The organism is Streptomyces sp. GbtcB6, assembly GCF_019091475.1.
Lineage (GTDB): Bacteria > Actinomycetota > Actinomycetes > Streptomycetales > Streptomycetaceae > Streptomyces > Streptomyces hyaluromycini.
Genome location: NZ_JAGXJL010000004.1, coordinates 185086 through 203287, shown reverse-complemented (window position 1 = coordinate 203287; position 18202 = coordinate 185086). Strand labels below are relative to the sequence as shown.

The following is an 18202-nucleotide window of genomic DNA, read 5'->3' as shown; positions in this document are numbered from 1 at the left end:
CCCGGTGGGGGCTGGTCGCGCAGTTCCCCGCGCCCCTGGCGGGGCGCGTGCCCTGAACGGGGTCGCAAGCAGACACCCCCCACTGTTCGATTACCGGCCTGGTTACGGGCGTCCTCCACAGATTTGCCGACTTTCTTGCGTCCACACCCTGGGGACTGTGAAGTTGTCCCGAGCGTCGTCCACAGGCTGGGGGTTGAAAGCGCATCTGGGCAGCTCAGGTGGCTGTGGAATCGTGGACAACGGATCTCCACAGACTGTGGACGACGAAAAGATCCACAGGCTGTGTATGAAGTTGTCCACCGGTAGCCCACAGGCTGAGGGGCGGTTGTCCCCAGCGATGCCCAGCTTCTCCACACCGCTGTCCACTGTTCGGCAACCCGACGCGCCTCCTCACCGAGTCGAGTGAAAGGCGTCACACGAAGCTGCCAGGTTGGGCTGTGGGAAAGGTGGGTAAAGCTGGGGACGGTGTTGGGGAGAACTCCCCTCGGGCTGTGCATGGCGTGTGCAGAACTTTCTGTTCTCCACAGCGACACCCAGTTGTCCACCGGTTCCACCCACAGGGGCAGTGGACAAAATCTCGGCCCTGAGCTGGGCAAACGAGGTTATCCACGGTATCCACAGGCCCTACTACTACTGACAACTAGAGAGAGCTCGGAATCCGTTTCGAAGAGGGCCCTGTGCACAACTCGCTCTCCGGCCTCTGACCGCGCCTCGTCACGACTTGACCCCGAGAGGCACCAGCTGTCAGTGCGGTGCGTCAGACTGGTCCCCGGTGTTCTTCCCCTCCCCGGGGCCGACGACACCGAGACAGACGACGAAGACGCAGCAGGGCGAGAAGCCCCGGCAACAGCAGGAGGCGGGCTTACGGTGAAGATCCGGGTGGAACGCGACGTACTCGCGGAGGCAGTGGCCTGGGCGGCACGCAGCCTCCCGGCCCGTCCGCCGGCGCCGGTCCTCGCCGGCCTGCTCCTGAAGGCCGAGGACGGCCAGCTGAGCCTGTCCAGCTTCGACTACGAGGTCTCCGCGCGGGTCAGCGTCGAGACCGAGGTCGATGAGGAGGGCACGGTCCTCGTCTCCGGCCGGCTGCTCGCCGACATCTGCCGTGCGCTCCCCAACCGGCCGGTGGAGATTTCCACAGACGGTGTACGGGCCACGGTGGTCTGTGGATCGTCCCGGTTCACGCTGCACACCCTGCCGGTGGAGGAGTACCCGTCCCTGCCGCAGATGCCGAACGCGACGGGCACGGTCCCGGGCGAGGTCTTCGCCTCCGCGGTCTCCCAGGTGGCCATCGCCGCCGGGCGTGACGACACGCTGCCGGTGCTGACCGGTGTGCGCATCGAGATCGAGGGCGACACGGTCACCCTGGCCTCGACCGACCGCTACCGTTTCGCGGTCCGCGAGTTCCTGTGGAAGCCGGAGAACCCGGAGGCCTCCGCGGTCGCCCTGGTGCCCGCCAAGACGCTCCTGGACACCGCCAAGGCCCTCACGAGCGGCGACAGCGTCATCCTGGCCCTCTCCGGCTCCGGCGCGGGCGAGGGCCTCATCGGCTTCGAGGGCGCGGGCCGGCGCACGACCACGCGGCTGCTCGAAGGCGACCTGCCGAAGTACCGCTCGCTGTTCCCGACCGAGTTCAACTCCGTCGCCGTGATCGAGACCGCCCCCTTCGTGGAGGCCGTCAAGCGCGTCGCCCTGGTGGCCGAGCGGAACACGCCGGTGCGGCTCAGCTTCGAGCAGGGTGTGCTGATCCTGGAGGCCGGCTCCAGCGACGACGCACAGGCTGTGGAAAGGGTCGACGCACAGCTGGAGGGCGACGACGTCTCGATCGCCTTCAACCCGACGTTCCTGCTGGACGGCCTGAGCGCGATCGACTCTCCGGTGGCGCAGCTGTCGTTCACGACGTCCACCAAGCCGGCGCTGCTGAGCGGGAAGCCGGCGGTGGATGCCGAGGCGGACGAGGCGTACAAGTACCTGATCATGCCGGTGCGGCTCAGCGGCTGAGTTGTCCACAGCTGTGCACGGTGCCGGGTCTCCCCTGTGGGTACCCGGCACCGAGGCCCGGTGGGTTTTCCCAGGTGAGCGGCTATGCCCACAACTGTGCGCAAAGGGTGGCGATTAGGCTCGGACGCGGGTACGAACGTGCCTCTCCTGCCACACCGCAACCTAAGGAACCAACTGATGGAGCTCGGTCTCGTCGGCCTCGGCAAGATGGGCGGCAACATGCGCGAGCGGATCCGCCGCGCGGGCCACACCGTCGTCGGATACGACCGCAACCCGGACCTCGCCGATGTCCACAGCCTGGAAGAGCTTGTGGGAAAGCTCAGCGGGCCGCGCGTGGTGTGGGTGATGGTCCCGGCCGGGGCGCCGACGCAGTCCACGATCGACGAGCTGGCCGAGCTCCTGGAGCCCGGTGACGTGGTCGTCGACGGCGGCAACTCCCGCTGGACGGACGACGAGAGGCACGCCGAGGAGCTGGCCGCCAAGGGCATCGGCTTCGTCGACTGCGGGGTCTCCGGCGGTGTCTGGGGCCTGGAGAACGGCTACGCGCTGATGTACGGCGGAGACGCCGAGCACGTCGAGAAGGTCCGGCCGGTCTTCGACGCGCTGAAGCCCGAGGGCGACTTCGGTTCGGTGCACGCCGGCAAGGTCGGCGCGGGCCACTTCGCGAAGATGGTCCACAACGGCATCGAGTACGCGATGATGCAGGCCTACGCTGAGGGCTGGGAGCTGCTCGAGAAGGTCGACTCCGTCACGGACGTGCGCGAGGTCTTCCGCTCCTGGCAGGAAGGGACGGTCATCCGTTCCTGGCTGCTCGACCTCGCGGTGAACGCCCTCGACGGGGACGAGCACCTGGACAAGCTGAAGGGTTATGCACAGGACTCCGGCGAGGGCCGGTGGACTGTGGAGGCCGCGATAGACAACGCGGTGCCGCTGCCCGCGATCACCGCCTCGCTGTTCGCGCGGTTCGCCTCCCGGCAGGAGGACTCGCCGCAGATGAAGATGATCGCCGCGCTGCGCAACCAGTTCGGCGGCCACGCCGTAGCGGCGAAGTAAGCCGTAGTAGAGACGAAGTAGCAGGTCACGGGGAGGTCGGCGAAACACCCATGCACGTCACGCATCTGTCGCTGGCCGACTTCCGTTCCTATGCCCGGGTCGAGGTCCCGCTCGACCCGGGCGTCACCGCCTTCGTCGGCCCCAACGGCCAGGGCAAGACCAACCTCGTCGAGGCCGTCGGCTATCTCGCCACCCTCGGCAGCCACCGGGTCGCGACCGACGCCCCCCTGGTCCGCATGGGCGCCGACCGGGCGGTCATCCGGGCGCAGGTCCGGCAGGGCGACCGGCAGCAGCTGGTCGAGCTGGAGCTCACCCCCGGCAAGGCCAACCGAGCCCGCATCAACAGGTCCTCGCAGGTCAGGCCGCGTGACGTCCTGGGGATCGTACGGACCGTGCTGTTCGCGCCCGAGGACCTCGCGCTGGTGAAGGGCGATCCCGGCGAGCGGCGTCGCTTCCTGGACGAGCTGATCACCGCGCGGTCGCCGCGGATGGCGGGCGTGCGGTCCGACTACGAGCGGGTGCTGAAGCAGCGGAACACCCTGCTGAAGAGCGCGGCCCTCGCCCGGCGGCACGGCGGTCGGTCCATGGACCTGTCCACGCTCGACGTGTGGGACCAGCACCTCGCGCGCGTGGGCGCCGAGCTGCTCGCCCAGCGGCTCGACCTGGTCGCCGCGATCCAGCCCCTCGCAGACAAGGCGTACGAGCAGCTGGCGCCGGGCGGCGGTCCCGTCGCGCTGGAGTACAAGCCGTCGGCGCCCGGCGACGCCCATACGCGCGAGGACCTGTACACCCAGCTGATGGCGGCCCTGGCGGACGCCCGGAAGCAGGAGATCGAGCGGGGCGTGACGCTGGTCGGTCCGCACCGCGACGACCTGGCGCTCAAGCTGGGGCAGCTGCCCGCCAAGGGGTACGCCTCGCACGGCGAGTCCTGGTCGTACGCGCTGGCGCTGCGCCTCGCGTCGTACGACCTGCTGCGTGCCGAGGGGAACGAGCCGGTGCTGGTGCTCGACGACGTGTTCGCCGAACTGGACGCCCGGCGCCGGGAGCGGCTGGCGGAGCTGGTCGCGCCCGGGGAGCAGGTGCTGGTCACCGCCGCTGTGGACGACGACGTACCGCACATCCTCACGGGTACGCGCTACGCGGTGGCCGACGGGACGGTGGAGCGGGCATGAGCGCCGACGAGCCCAAGAAGACGTCCCAGAAAACGTCCCAGAAGACGCCCGAGGCCTCCGGTGTCGATCTCGCGCGCGTGGCGTTGCGGGCGGCGAAGGAGGCGGCACGCGCGCGTGGGGACGCGGCGCAGCAGAAGAAGCAGGCGCGGCGCGGTGGCCTGCGCTCCGGGGCGCGTGCCGACGGCCGTGACCCGATGGCGCTGGGTTCCGCGATCAACCGGCTGATCACCGAGCGGGGCTGGGAGACGCCGGCCGCGGTGGGCGGGGTGATGGGCCGCTGGCCGGAGATCGTCGGTGATGATCTGGCCAACCACTGTGTGCCGCAGCGCTACGACGAGGACGAGCGCGTGCTGGTCGTGCAGTGCGACTCGACGGCCTGGGCGACCCAGCTGCGCCATCTGGCACCCGCGCTGGTCGCCCGCCTGAACGAGGACCTGGGGCACGGCACCGTACGCATGATCAAGGTGCTCAATCCGGGCGGTCCGGCCCGGCGCTACGGCCCGTTGCGCGCCCCCGGAAGCACCGGTCCCGGCGATACCTACGGGTGACTTGCGTCACGCCACGAGCCGGGTGCGGAGCCGTCGTACGGCTGCCCCGGCTGATCGTCGTACCACTGCACGCGGTTGCGAATCGCGACCTGACCCCGGAGTAGCCAAGGGTTGACAGCCGGAAGCGCTGAGTGCCTCCGTGAGCCTCTTGGAGCCCCCATCCACATATCGGGAGTCGGCGGAGGCGGGTTCAGGGCGGCACATGCGGACTCAGGTACCGGCAAACCCCCATCACTGTCGGCGCTACCGGTAGACTGGAAGACAATCCCGCCCCGAACGTGGGGACCGCCCGGGAAAAGCTGAGCAACGCTGATCAAGGCTTACCAACGCAACATGCCGCAGCCGCTCCGGCAACCCGCCGACGAGCCTGGCTCGTGCTGTGCCAGAAAGGGCGCTTCGTGGCCGATTCCGGCAACCCCAACGAGAACATCCCGTCCACCGACGCCGGCGCGAACGGTGAGGTCACCGCCTCTTACGACGCCAGCGCCATCACCGTCCTCGAAGGGCTGGACGCGGTCCGCAAGCGACCCGGTATGTACATCGGCTCCACCGGCGAGCGCGGTCTGCACCACCTTGTGTACGAGGTCGTGGACAACTCTGTCGACGAGGCTCTGGCGGGCCACGCGGACACGATCGACGTGACGATCCTGGCCGACGGCGGCGTGCGCGTCGTCGACAACGGCCGTGGCATCCCCGTCGGCATCGTGGCGTCCGAGGGCAAGCCGGCCGTCGAGGTCGTGCTGACCGTGCTGCACGCGGGCGGCAAGTTCGGCGGTGGCGGTTACGCGGTCTCCGGCGGTCTGCACGGTGTGGGTGTGTCCGTCGTGAACGCGCTGTCGTCCAGGGTGTCCGTCGAGATCAAGACCGACGGCCACCGCTGGACGCAGGACTACAAGCTCGGCGTCCCCACGGCTCCGCTGGTCAAGCACGAGGAGACCGGCGAGACCGGCACCTCGGTCACGTTCTGGGCGGACCCGGACATCTTCGAGACCACCGAGTACTCCTTCGAGACGCTGTCGCGGCGCTTCCAGGAGATGGCGTTCCTCAACAAGGGCCTGACGATCCGGCTCACCGACGAGCGCGAGTCGGCGAAGGCGGTGGCCGGGGCGGACGAGGCCGGCGCCGACGAGAAGGCCGAGGTCAAGACCGTCACGTACCACTACGACGGCGGCATCGTCGACTTCGTGAAGTACCTCAACTCCCGCAAGGGCGACGTGGTGCATCCGACGGTGATCGACCTGGAGGCCGAGGACAAGGACAAGAGCCTGTCCCTCGAGGTCGCCATGCAGTGGAACAGCGGCTACAGCGAGGGCGTGTACTCGTTCGCCAACATCATCCACACGCACGAGGGCGGCACCCACGAGGAGGGCTTCCGCGCGGCGCTCACCTCGCTGATCAACAAGTACGCGCGCGACAAGAAGCTGCTCCGCGAGAAGGACGACAACCTCACCGGTGACGACATCCGCGAGGGTCTGACCGCGATCATCTCGGTCAAGCTGAGCGAGCCGCAGTTCGAGGGCCAGACGAAGACCAAGCTGGGCAACACGGAGGCCAAGACCTTCGTGCAGAAGGCGGTCTACGAGCACCTGAACGACTGGCTGGACCGCAACCCGGTCGAGGCCGCGGACATCATCCGCAAGGGCATCCAGGCGGCCACCGCGCGCGTGGCGGCCCGCAAGGCCCGGGACCTCACCCGCCGCAAGGGTCTCCTGGAGTCCGCGTCCCTGCCGGGCAAGCTCTCCGACTGCCAGTCGAACGACCCCACCAAGTGCGAGATCTTCATCGTCGAGGGTGACTCCGCCGGCGGCTCGGCCAAGTCCGGCCGCAACCCGCAGTACCAGGCGATCCTCCCGATCCGCGGCAAGATCCTCAACGTCGAGAAGGCGCGGATCGACAAGATCCTGCAGAACCAGGAGATCCAGGCGCTGATCTCCGCCTTCGGCACCGGTGTGCACGAGGACTTCGACATCGAGAAGCTCCGCTATCACAAGATCATCCTGATGGCGGACGCCGACGTCGACGGCCAGCACATCTCCACCCTGCTGCTGACCTTCCTGTTCCGCTTCATGCGGCCGCTGGTCGAGGCCGGGCACGTGTACCTCTCCCGCCCGCCGCTCTACAAGATCAAGTGGGGCCGGGACGACACGGAGTACGCGTACTCGGACCGCGAGCGCGACGCGCTCCTCGAGATGGGGCGGCAGCGCGGCAAGCGCGTCCGCGAGGACTCGATCCAGCGCTTCAAGGGCCTCGGCGAGATGAACGCCGAGGAGCTGCGCATCACCACGATGGACCAGGAGCACCGGGTCCTCGGCCAGGTCACCCTGGACGACGCCGCCCAGGCCGACGACCTGTTCTCGGTCCTGATGGGCGAGGACGTCGAGGCCCGCCGCGCGTTCATCCAGCGCAACGCCAAGGACGTCCGCTTCCTCGACATCTGAGTCGGTCTCAGCTGACCGCACCAGGAAGGATCTTGACCAGCTATGACCGACGAGAACACTCCCGTCACCCCTGAAGAGGGCGGCGAGGTCGTGATGCGCGTCGAGCCCGTCGGGCTCGAGACGGAGATGCAGCGCTCGTACCTGGACTACGCGATGTCCGTCATCGTGTCCCGCGCGCTGCCCGACGTCCGCGACGGCCTCAAGCCCGTGCACCGCCGCGTCCTGTACGCGATGTACGACGGCGGCTACCGCCCCGAGCGCGGCTTCTACAAGTGCGCCCGTGTCGTCGGCGACGTCATGGGCAACTACCACCCGCACGGCGACTCCTCCATCTACGACGCCCTGGTGCGCCTCGCCCAGCCGTGGTCGATGCGGATGCCGCTGGTGGACTCCAACGGCAACTTCGGCTCCCCGGGCAACGACCCGGCGGCCGCCATGCGGTACACCGAGTGCAAGCTGGCGCCGCTGTCGATGGAGATGGTCCGCGACATCGACGAGGAGACCGTCGACTTCACGGACAACTACGACGGCCGCTCCCAGGAGCCGACCGTCCTGCCGGCCCGCTTCCCGAACCTGCTGATCAACGGCTCCGCCGGTATCGCGGTCGGTATGGCGACCAACATCCCGCCGCACAACCTGCGCGAGGTCGCGGCCGGTGCCCAGTGGTACCTGGAGAACCCGGAGGCCTCGCACGAGGAGCTCCTGGACGCGCTGATCGAGCGCATCAAGGGACCCGACTTCCCGACCGGCGCGCTGGTCGTCGGCCGCAAGGGCATCGAGGAGGCGTACCGCACGGGGCGCGGCTCCATCACCATGCGCGCGGTCGTCGAGGTCGAGGAGATCCAGAACCGCCAGTGCCTGGTGGTCACGGAACTGCCGTACCAGACCAACCCCGACAACCTCGCGCAGAAGATCGCCGACCTGGTGAAGGACGGCAAGGTCGGCGGTATCGCCGACGTCCGCGACGAGACCTCCTCGCGCACCGGCCAGCGGCTGGTCATCGTGCTGAAGCGGGACGCGGTCGCCAAGGTCGTCCTGAACAACCTGTACAAGCACACCGACCTCCAGTCCAACTTCGGCGCCAACATGCTGGCGCTGGTGGACGGCGTGCCGCGCACCCTCTCCCTGGACGCGTTCATCCGGCACTGGGTGACGCACCAGATCGAGGTCATCGTGCGCCGGACGCGCTTCCGGCTGCGCAAGGCCGAGGAGCGGGCGCACATCCTGCGCGGTCTGCTGAAGGCGCTGGACGCGATCGACGAGGTCATCGCGCTGATCCGGGCCAGTGACACCGTCGAGATCGCGCGTACGGGCCTGATGGACCTCCTGGAGATCGACGAGATCCAGGCCAACGCCATCCTGGAGATGCAGCTGCGGCGACTGGCCGCCCTGGAGCGCCAGAAGATCATCCAGGAGCACGACGAACTCCAGGCGAAGATCACCGAGTACAACGAGATCCTCGCCTCGCCGGTCCGGCAGCGCGGCATCGTCAGCGCCGAGCTCGCCGCGATCGTGGAGAAGTTCGGCGACGACCGCAAGACCATGCTGGTGCCCTACGACGGTGACATGTCCATCGAGGACCTGATCGCCGAGGAGGACATCGTCGTCACGGTCTCGCGCGGCGGCTACGTCAAGCGGACCAAGACCGTCGACTACCGGGCGCAGAAGCGCGGCGGCAAGGGCGTGCGCGGTACGAAGCTCAAGGAAGACGACATCGTCGACCACTTCTTCGTCTCGACCACGCACCACTGGCTGCTGTTCTTCACGAACAAGGGCCGGGTGTACCGGGCGAAGGCGTACGAGCTGCCGGACGCCGGCCGGGACGCGCGCGGTCAGCACGTGGCGAACCTGCTGGCCTTCCAGCCGGACGAGGCGATCGCCGAGATCCTCGCGATCCGGGACTACGACGCGGCGGACTACCTGGTGCTGGCCACCAAGGCCGGTCTGGTCAAGAAGACGCCTCTGAAGGATTACGATTCGCCCCGTTCCGGCGGTGTCATCGCGATCAACCTGCGGGAGCGCGAGGACGGTTCCGATGACGAACTGATCGGTGCCGAGCTGGTTTCGGCGGACGATGATCTGCTTCTGATCAGCAAGAAGGCACAGTCGATCAGGTTCACCGCCTCCGACGACACTCTGCGCCCCATGGGCCGGGCCACCTCCGGTGTCAAGGGCATGAGTTTCCGCGCGGACGATGAACTTCTGTCGATGAATGTTGTTCGACCCGGTACGTTCGTGTTCACTGCCACCGACGGGGGGTACGCGAAGCGGACCCGTGTCGACGAGTACCGCGTCCAGGGCCGCGGCGGCCTCGGCATCAAGGCCGCCAAGATCGTGGAGGACCGCGGTTCGCTGGTCGGCGCGCTGATCGTCGAGGAGAACGACGAGATCCTCGCCATCACCCTGTCCGGCGGTGTGATTCGTACGCGAGTCAGCGGGGTCAGGGAGACGGGCCGTGACACCATGGGCGTCCAACTGATCAACCTGGGCAAGCGCGATGCCGTCGTCGGCATCGCACGTAACGCCGAGGCCGGCAGCGAGGCGGAGGAAGTCGACGGCGAGGACGCCGTTGACGAGACCGCCGAGGGTGTCGAGACCAGCGGTACGGACGAGGGTGAGGCGCCCTCGGCCGAGTAGGCACGAGGAGAGAGTCATCGTGAGCGGAGCCACGGGCGCCGGATCGGCCGGTACCTCTACGGGTACGGAGGCGGACGGCGGCGGCCGTGGCTCCGCCGCGTCCGACGGGGGCGGTGCGCCGCAGCAGGCGGACACGCACACGACTCAGCTGAAGGCGATCAAGGCGCCCGTGAAGGCGCCTGCGCCGGACGCACAGGGATCGCAGGGGGGATCTGTGACCGACGCCCGAGGGCAGGCCGCGCCGGGCGACCTGCCGGCGGCCGCGCAGCCGCAGCAGCAGGGCACGTCCCCGCTGCCCGGGGAACGGCGTGCCGAGCAGCCCGCCGGGCCCTACCACCCGCCGCAGGCCTACCCGGCGGGGCAGCCCGCACAGGCGCCCTCGGGGGCCGTACGACGGCCGCGTACCGGCGCCGGTACGCGCACCGCCCCGCGCACCCGCAAGGCCCGGCTGCGGGTCGCCAAGGCCGACCCCTGGTCGGTGATGAAGGTCAGCTTCCTGCTCTCCATCGCGCTGGGCATCTGCTCGATCGTGGCGGCGGCGGTGCTGTGGATGGTCCTGGACGCGATGGGCGTGTTCTCGACGGTCGGCGGCACGATCTCGGAGGCGACCGGTTCGAACGAGTCGAACGGCTTCGACCTCCAGTCGTTCCTCTCCCTCCCGCACGTCCTGACGTTCACGGCGATCATCGCGGTCATCGACGTCGTCCTCGCGACGGCGCTGGCGACCCTCGGCGCGTTCATCTACAACCTCTCCGCGGGCTTCGTCGGCGGCATCGAGCTGACCTTGGCCGAGGACGAGTAACCGGAGTTCAAACCTCTCCTGACGCTCCCCCGACAACCGATTTTGGGACTGCCCCGGTCGTGCGCTAATCTTCAGGAGTCAGCGCGCGGGACACACACCGCAGAGCGCGGCGGGGCTATAGCTCAGTTGGTTAGAGCGCATCCCTGATAAGGATGAGGCCACAGGTTCAAATCCTGTTAGCCCCACCAGCACGAAAGACCCCCGGTCCGGACGGATCGGGGGTCTTCGGCGTTCATGGGGTGTGGTTCATGCGGCAGGGCATGAAAAGGCCCGATCGCTGGCGACGGGGGATGCACCAGCGACCGGGCTGCGGCCAGCCTAACAAGGTGGCCTGTGCGGTGGGAGTCAACTTCTCGGCCGTCATGAGCAGTTGTGATCGGGATCACTCAATGGCGGTCGGGGATGGGGGTGGATCAGGCGTCGCAGGGCGGGTCGTAGGTGAGGCGGGTGAGGTACTCGCGCCACTTGGCGGGCGTCAGGACGTCGCGGGTGACCGAGCAGATGCGGGTGACCGCCTGGTCGACGTCCAGGCTCCACAGGCGGACCGTGTCGGCGCCGCTGGAGACGCCCAGCATGTTGCTCCGCGGGCTGAAGGAGAGGAAGTTGCCCGTCTTGGCGTTGGGACTCATGGACTGGCCGATGGGGTGGGCCGAGGACGGGGACGACACGTTCCAGAGGCGGACCGTGTTGTCGTTGCCGCCACTGGCCAGGGTCCTGCCGTCGCGGCTGAAGGTCAGGGAGACGACCGCCTCGGTGTGGCCGGTGAGGACCACGCCCAGCCGGGTCGCGTGCGCGGGATCGGAGACGTTCCAGAGACGGACCGTGTCGTCGTCGCTGCCGCTGGCCAGGGTGCGCCCGTCGGGGCTGTAGGCGAGGGTGTTGATGGGGCCCAGGTGGCCCTTGAGGGGGGCGCCCAGGGGCCTGGCACGGGTCCGGTCGGAGACGTTCCAGAGGCGTACGGTGCCGTCCGCGCTGCCGCTGGCCAGGGTCCTGCCGTCCGGGCTGAAGACGAGCGCGTTGACGTAACCGGTGTGGCCCCTGAGGGGCTCGCCGAGGCGCTTGGGGTGGGCAGGGTCGCTGATGTCCAGGAGCTGCACCGTGCGGTCGTCGTAGTCGGCGGCCACGGTGCGCCCGTCGGGGCTCAGGGCCAGCGCCTCGGAGCCTGCGTACCGGGTGTTCAGCCGGACCGGCGCACCGTACTGGGCGGGGTGCGCGGGGTCGGAGACGTTCCACAGCTGCACCCAGCTGAGGTTGTCCTCGCTGGTCAGGATGATCAGGGTGTGGCCGTCCCGGGTGAACACCATCGAGCGCAGGTCCCGCGACCCGGTCGTGAACGGTTCGCCGAGCGCGGTGGGCCGGGCCGGGTCCGTGATGTTCCACAGCCGCATCCTGCTGTCACCGCCGCCGGTGGCCAGGACGCGGCCGTCCGGGCTGAACGCCCCCGCCGCGCCGATCATGTCCGAACCCGGGATCGACCACAGCCGCACCTTGCCGTCACCGCTGCCGGTGGCGAGGGTCTGCCCGTCGGGGCTCCAGCCGACGGCGTACATCTCGCCGCTGCTGCCCGCGAGCGGCTCACCCACCTGGGAGGGGAAGGCCGGGTTGTCGACGTTCCACAGGCTGGCCGTGGAGTCCGCGCTGCCCGCGGCGAGCATGGAACCGTCGGGGCTGAAGGCCACCGACCAGACGGGCCCGGTATGGCCGGTGAGCGGCGCGCCGAGGGCCTTGGTGTGCGTCCGGTCCGAGACGTCCCACAGCCGTACGGTGTCGTCCTTGCTGCCGCTGGCGAGGGTGCGGCCGTCCGGGCTGAAGGCCACCGAGTGCACGGTCGCGGTGTGCCCGGTCAGCGGAGCGCCGACGCGCTCGGGGCGCCGGGGGTCGGAGACGTCGTACAGGAGGATCGAGTTGTCGTCGCTGCCGGCCGCGAGGGTGCGGCCGTCGGGGCTGAACGCGATGGAGCGCACGGCCTCGGAGTGGCCCGTGAGGGTGCCCAGCGAAGCGGGGTGGCGCGGGTCGTGCACATCCCACAGCCGGACGGTGTGGTCCTCGTCGGCGGCGGCCAGGGTACGGCCGTCCGGGCTGAAGGCGACGAGGTAGATGGTGCCGTCGTGGCCGGCCAGCGGGGAGCCCAGGGAGGCGGGGTGCTTCGGGTCGGAGACGTCCCACAGCCGTACGGTGCCGTCGTCGCCGGCGCTGGCCAGGGTCTTGCCGTCCGGGCTGAAGACCGCGCTGGAGACCCAGCTCGTGTGGCCGAGCAGGGGCTTGCCCAGGGCCTTCGGCCGGGTCGGGTCACTGACGTCCCACAGCCGGACCGTGCGGTCGTAGGCGGCGGTGGCCAGGGTCTTGCCGTCGGGGCTGAAGGAGGTGAGGTAGACCGCGCCGGTGTGGCCGAGCAGCGGGGTGGCCAGCGGGGCGTTGACGATGGATATCAGGCGGTTGTTGGCGCCCTCGTCGTCCGGGCGCAGGTCGTGGGCCACCAGGTCGAGCTGGGCGGACAGCGACGGGTCCGAGTACTGGAAGCGGTCGGCCTCCGCGACCACCTGCTCGAAAACCGCGTCGTCCCGCTGCTGCCGGGCGATCACGGCGGAGCCGGCGGCCAGTACCGCGAGCACGACCAGCGCCGACACGGCGGCCCGGCTGAGCCACACCGTGCGCCGGCGCAGCCGTACCGAGGCCGCCAGGAACTCCAGCGCGCTGCGGGTCAGGTAGGTGTCTCCGGCCGACTTCGCCCAGGTGTGGGCCTGTTCGAGCCGTGAACCGCGGTAGAGCAGGGACGAGTCGTGGCTCGACTCGTCCCAGGACCGGCCGTCCTCCTCCAGGCGCTGCCGCAGCAGATTGCCGTTGCGGTCCTCGTCGAGCCACTCGCGCAGCCGGGGCCAGGCGTGCAGCAACGCCTCGTGAGTGATCTCCACGGTGTCGGCGTCGAGGGTCACCAGCCGGGCCCGGACCAGGGCTTCGAGTGACTCCTCCGTCTTGTTCGGGTCGGTGGATTCCGCGGCCAGCTGGCGCCGGGTGCAACGTCTGCGGGTCGCCTGGGTGTCCTCGCCGAGCCGCACCAGGCGGAGCAGGAGCAGCCGGGCGGCGGTGCGGGCGGCCGGGTCCAGACTGGACCAGGCGCGTTCCGCGGTCGCGGCGACGGCGCCCTGGATGCCGCCGGCGGCCCGGTAGCCGGCCAGCGTCAGCCGGCCCGCCTTGCGGCGCTGCCAGGTGGCGAGCAGGGCGTGGGAGAGGAGCGGGAGGGCACCGGCGTCGTGGGCGCCCCGCGGACCGTCCGCGCTCACCTCCCGGACGATCAGCTCGGCGAGGCCGGGCTCCAGCTCCAGGCCCACGGCCTTGGCGGGAGCGGTCACCGCCTCACGCAGCTCGGCGGTGGTCAGCGGGCCGAGCACCATGTGCCGGTGCTGGAGCGCGTCGGCCAGCTCCGGGTAGCCGAGGCACTGCTCGTAGAAGTCGGCACGGATACCGAGGACCACCAGGGCGGGGGCCGGTTCGCCGGAAGCGGCGGGGGTGCTGGCCGCGTGCAGGAACTGGACGAAGGTGCGCCGGTCCGCCTCGTCGGTGCAGAGGGTGAAGGTCTCCTCGAACTGGTCGACGATGAGGACTGGACGGGCGGGATCGTGCCTTGAGGGACGCCATGTTTCACGTGAAACATCGACGGTCGACCCGGTCTTGGTCGGCACGGGACCGGTTTCGCGTCGGGTCCAGGCCGTGACCGCATGTCGTACGGCGTCCGGATCGTCGGGGTCTGCCAGTTCGGCCAGCTCGGGTATGCGGCGGATCAGCTCCTTCACGGGGTCCGCACCCGGGACGAGTTGAAGGATGTGGTGCGGGCGGCCCTCGTCATCGGCCAGGGCGCCGCTCTGCAGCGCGGTGACCAGGCCGGCGTTCAGCAGCGAGGACTTTCCCGCACCCGAGGCGCCGACCAGCATCACCAGACCGCCGTCCGCCTCGGCGGAACGGAGTTGGGCGACCAGCGCGTCGGTGCTGCGCTCCCGGCCGAAGAACCAGCGGGCGTCCTCACGGCGGTAGGAGGCCAGGCCCCGGTACGGGCAGACGCTGTCGGTCGGCGGCGGCTGGTCCGTCTCCTCGGCCGCTTCCGCTGCGGGCAGCTCGCCGACCGGGTCGGCCACGGCCCGCTCCCACAGCTTCTGCCACTGGGTCATGTCGTAGAGCCCGCCGGACACCGGCACCGGCTGGGCGCGGCGAGCCTGCGGGATCAGGACCTGCAGGACGGCGGAGAGGGCGACGAACTGGGCGGGCACGTTCTTCGCCCGCCGCCAGTCGCTGATCCGCTGCGCGGAGACCCGCACGGGCCGGCCCCGCTCGTCGACGCGATGCAGCCGGTCGACCGCTTCGGCGACGCGTTTGAGCGGAGGATTACCGGCCTCCTTGTACAGCAACGCGAGGCGTTCCGCGAAGGCTGTGCGTGCCCCTGCATCGGGACCCAAAGCACTCCACCCCTTACTTTCCCCGCTGCTGGCCATCCGGACCGGAAAACTCACTTTATACGGCTGACCTGCGGAGAAGCCCTGGACCGGACGTCCTGCCCTCCTCAGACGGGCTCCTCGACTGGCAGGATTTCGCCGCAGCACCGCGGTGATCGGGCGTCGCCCCGACCGGCCGACCAGCTCAGCATTCGCAGAGACAGCTCACGGCACCGCATGTTCTCGGTCACCTTCGACCGGCGGCCTTCCGCCGGAGTGGCCGTACGACACGAGCTGCTCCCGCGCACTGAGCAGGTATCCGGTCCCAGTGCGCGGCCCGACACCACCCGCGCCGTTCGGCACCGGTCCCCACGTGGGGAGGGACCGGTGCCGAACGGCACGGGATCACATCCAGCCCGCCGTCCGGGCCGCCGCGGCCGCGCGTTCCTCCGCGTCGTCTGCCTTCGCGTTCAGAGCCGCGTCCTGTCCTGCCGCCGTGCCGCCGGCCGCCGTCGCGGCCGCCTGGGATGCGGTCAGGGCGGCACGCAGGGCCGTCGCCGTCGCGGCGCGCTCGTCCAGGGAACCGGCCACCTGCGCGGCCAGTGCCGCGGTGGCGGCGGCGTTGCGGGCGCAGCGGGCGTCCGCCGCCGGATCGGGTGCGGTGCCGGCCAGGGCGGCGAGCGACTGGGCCGACAGCCGGAGGGCGTTCGCGGCCCGGCCCACCGGACTCGTCGGTACGGTCTGCGCCGCGGCGGGGTCGATCCCCGCGTGCCGGCAGGCGGCCACCGCACGCTCGTAGGCACTGTGGGCGCGCGCCGAGTGTAGCTGCCTCAGGGTGTCCGCCGAGAGGGAATCAGAGGGGGACTTCGAGGGGGACTTCGAGGGGTCGGTCATCATCTGTGCCTCCTCGCTGGGAGTGCGGTGATGGGGCAGAGGGTCGCTGCGGGTGAGTGGGGGCTGGTCGCGCCCACGCGGCGGTAGCCGCATATCAGAGACAGCCCCGCGCCCCTTCGGGGCGCCTCATCGTGGGCCCCTCATTGCGGGAGCTCCCCAGGGGCCCCGCCCCCGAAGGGTGTGTCGGTTAGCCGAACAGGCCCAGTGCCGAGTCCAGGGACCAGCTCTGCCAGCTGACGGCGAACAGGCCGACGGCGGAGATCAGGGACATCATCAGGTTCTGCCCCTGTTCGGCCCAGTCGTGGATCATGAGGACCAGGTAGATCAGGTTGAGCAGGAACCCGGCCACCAGCGCGATCGGTGTGAGGAAGCCGGAGACCAGGCCGAGGCCTAGGGCGAGCTCCGCGTACGCCACGACGTAGGCCATCAGCCGGGGGCGGGGTGCGACGACGGTGTCGAAGCCCCGCCGGACCACCGGCCAGCGATGCTTCTCCGCGACACCGGCCGCCCACCGGATGCCTCCGCCGCCGAACCACTGCTTCTTGTCCTTGTGCCGCCAGCTCTCCAGCCACCACAGACCGAGCCCGATGCGGAGTACCGCGAACCATTCGGCACCGCTCAGCAAGGCTGATCGCATCCCGCACCCTCCCCGGATCCCCGAACAGACCTGACGGACCGTCAGTTCAGCGGAAGGCGGCGCGCGTCGCAAGAGGGAGGGCGGCGTGAACTCGGCGAGGGGGTCGTACGTCGAGGGGCGGGGTGGCGGCGTGCTGCGGGAGAGGGGTGGTGCGCGTCGCGAGGCGTGAGGGGGCGGCGCGTGTCGTGAGGCGGGGTGTTCGGGTGGGGTGCGGGATGTGGCGGGCCTTGCTGGTGCAGGCTCCTGGGCCTAGCCTGAATGCCGACGGCTTATCTGATGGACCGTCAGATAAATTCGGAACTCCGCAGGCAGCAGGGGGTAGGCATGGCAGAGAACGCGACCGGCACCCAGGATCTGCCCAGGGTGATCAGCGTGGACGACCACGTGATCGAGCCCGCGCACCTCTTCGAGCGGTGGCTGCCGGGCAAGTACCGCGACAAGGGGCCAAAGCCCTTCACCGCCGGCATCGGCGAACTCGCCTACGTCGGCGGCAAGTACCGGTTCACCACCGACCCCGAGGGCCAGACCACCGACTGGTGGGAGTACGAGGGCCTGCTCTTCCCGTACAAGCGCATCATCGCCGCCGTCGGCTTCTCCCGGGACGAGATGACGCTCGACGGCATCACCAGGGAGCAGATGCGGCGCGGCTGCTGGGACCCCAAGGCCCGCCTGGAGGACATGGAGATGAACCATGTCGAGGCCTCCCTCTGCTTCCCGACCTTCCCCCGCTTCTGCGGGCAGACCTTCGCCGAGGCCAAGGACAAGGAGGTCGCGCTGGCCTGTGTCCGCGCCTACAACGACTGGATGGTCGAGGAGTGGTGCGGAGACAGCGGCGGCCGGCTGATCCCGCTGTGCCTGATCCCGCTGTGGGACATCGACCTGGCCGTCGCCGAGATCCGGCGCAACGCCGAGCGGGGCGTCCGGGCGGTCACCTTCAGCGAGATCCCGACCTATCTGGGCCTGCCGTCCATCCACTCCGGCTACTGGGACCCGTTCTTCGCGGCCTGCGAGGAGACCGGGACGGTCGTCAACATGCACATCGGGTCGAGTTCCCAGATGCCGGCCGCCTCCCCGGACGCCCCGCCCGCCGTCCAGGCCTCGCTCAGCTTCAACAACGCGATGGCCTCGATGATGGACTTCCTCTTCTCCGGGGTCCTGGTGAAGTTCCCCCGGCTGAAACTCGCGTACAGCGAGGGACAGATGGGCTGGATCCCGTACGCGCTGGAGCGCGCCGACGACGTCTGGGAGGAGCACCGCGCCTGGGGCGGGGTGAAGGACCTGATCCCCGAGCCGCCCTCGACGTACTACTACCGGCAGATCTTCTGCTGCTTCTTCCGCGACCGGCACGGCATCGAGGCGATCGAGACGATCGGCGTGGACAACGCGACGTTCGAGACGGACTACCCCCACGTCGACTCGACCTGGCCGGAGACCAAGCGGGTGGCCCAGGAACACGTGGGCGGCCTGGCCCCGGAGGTCGCCTACAAGCTGCTGCGCGGCAACGCGATCCGGATGCTGGAGCTGCCCTTCACGTAGCCCGACAGCCCCGCCCCGGCTCCGGCCGGTTCAGCGGGCCGCCCGGTGGGCAGGGGACCTGCC

Annotated in this window: 11 protein-coding genes and 1 tRNA gene; 9 read left to right on the top strand and 3 right to left on the bottom strand. The window is 69.7% G+C overall.

Annotated elements, in window-relative coordinates; genetic code table 11:
• Positions 1 to 867 precede the first annotated feature (867 nt).
• The 8 genes from dnaN (at position 868) to KVT45_RS08775 (ending at position 10836) form a co-directional block, all read left to right on the top strand.
• Positions 868 to 1998 carry a DNA polymerase III subunit beta gene (dnaN, locus tag KVT45_RS08810; protein ID WP_217545949.1) on the top strand — a complete coding sequence of 377 codons (1131 nt, stop codon included), beginning with the start codon at positions 868 to 870 and terminating at the stop codon, positions 1996 to 1998.
• 177 nt (positions 1999 to 2175) lie between these two features.
• A complete protein-coding gene (gnd, locus tag KVT45_RS08805) occupies positions 2176 to 3051 on the top strand; it encodes a phosphogluconate dehydrogenase (NAD(+)-dependent, decarboxylating) (protein ID WP_217545948.1) in 876 nt (291 codons plus the stop codon).
• A gap of 50 nt (positions 3052 to 3101) precedes the next feature.
• Positions 3102 to 4223, top strand: a complete 1122-nt coding sequence (gene recF / locus KVT45_RS08800) for a DNA replication/repair protein RecF (protein ID WP_217545947.1) — start codon at positions 3102 to 3104, stop codon at positions 4221 to 4223.
• On the top strand, positions 4220 to 4771 hold the full coding sequence (locus tag KVT45_RS08795; protein WP_217545946.1) for a DUF721 domain-containing protein: 552 nt from the start codon (positions 4220 to 4222) through the stop codon (positions 4769 to 4771). The genes recF and KVT45_RS08795 overlap by 4 nt, the downstream gene beginning before the upstream one ends.
• Positions 4772 to 5145: 374 nt before the next feature.
• Positions 5146 to 7209 carry a DNA topoisomerase (ATP-hydrolyzing) subunit B gene (gene gyrB / locus KVT45_RS08790; protein ID WP_308310680.1) on the top strand — a complete coding sequence of 688 codons (2064 nt, stop codon included), beginning with the start codon at positions 5146 to 5148 and terminating at the stop codon, positions 7207 to 7209.
• A 42-nt stretch (positions 7210 to 7251) separates the two neighbouring features.
• Positions 7252 to 9846, top strand: coding sequence for a DNA gyrase subunit A (gyrA, locus tag KVT45_RS08785; RefSeq protein ID WP_217545945.1), 2595 nt, complete (start codon positions 7252 to 7254; stop codon positions 9844 to 9846).
• Positions 9847 to 9865: 19 nt separating this feature from the next.
• Positions 9866 to 10648 carry a DUF3566 domain-containing protein gene (locus KVT45_RS08780; RefSeq protein WP_217545944.1) on the top strand — a complete coding sequence of 261 codons (783 nt, stop codon included), beginning with the start codon at positions 9866 to 9868 and terminating at the stop codon, positions 10646 to 10648.
• 111 nt (positions 10649 to 10759) lie between these two features.
• Positions 10760 to 10836, top strand: a tRNA-Ile gene (locus KVT45_RS08775).
• A 225-nt stretch (positions 10837 to 11061) separates the two neighbouring features.
• Here KVT45_RS08775 and KVT45_RS08770 read toward each other — a convergent pair.
• From KVT45_RS08770 to KVT45_RS08760, 3 genes are all read right to left on the bottom strand, one after another.
• On the bottom strand, positions 11062 to 15096 hold the full coding sequence (locus tag KVT45_RS08770) for a WD40 repeat domain-containing protein (RefSeq protein ID WP_254646484.1): 4035 nt from the start codon (positions 15094 to 15096) through the stop codon (positions 11062 to 11064).
• A gap of 381 nt (positions 15097 to 15477) precedes the next feature.
• Entirely contained in the window at positions 15478 to 15969 is a 492-nt protein-coding gene (locus KVT45_RS08765; protein ID WP_217545943.1) for a hypothetical protein, read from the bottom strand.
• A gap of 184 nt (positions 15970 to 16153) precedes the next feature.
• Positions 16154 to 16603: a DoxX family membrane protein gene (locus KVT45_RS08760; protein ID WP_217545942.1), complete on the bottom strand. Its 450-nt coding sequence runs from the start codon at positions 16601 to 16603 to the stop codon at positions 16154 to 16156.
• Positions 16604 to 16927: 324 nt separating this feature from the next.
• Between KVT45_RS08760 and KVT45_RS08755 the strand changes: the two genes are divergently transcribed.
• Entirely contained in the window at positions 16928 to 18139 is a 1212-nt protein-coding gene (locus KVT45_RS08755) for an amidohydrolase family protein (protein ID WP_217545941.1), read from the top strand.
• The last annotated feature ends 63 nt before the right edge of the window (positions 18140 to 18202 follow it).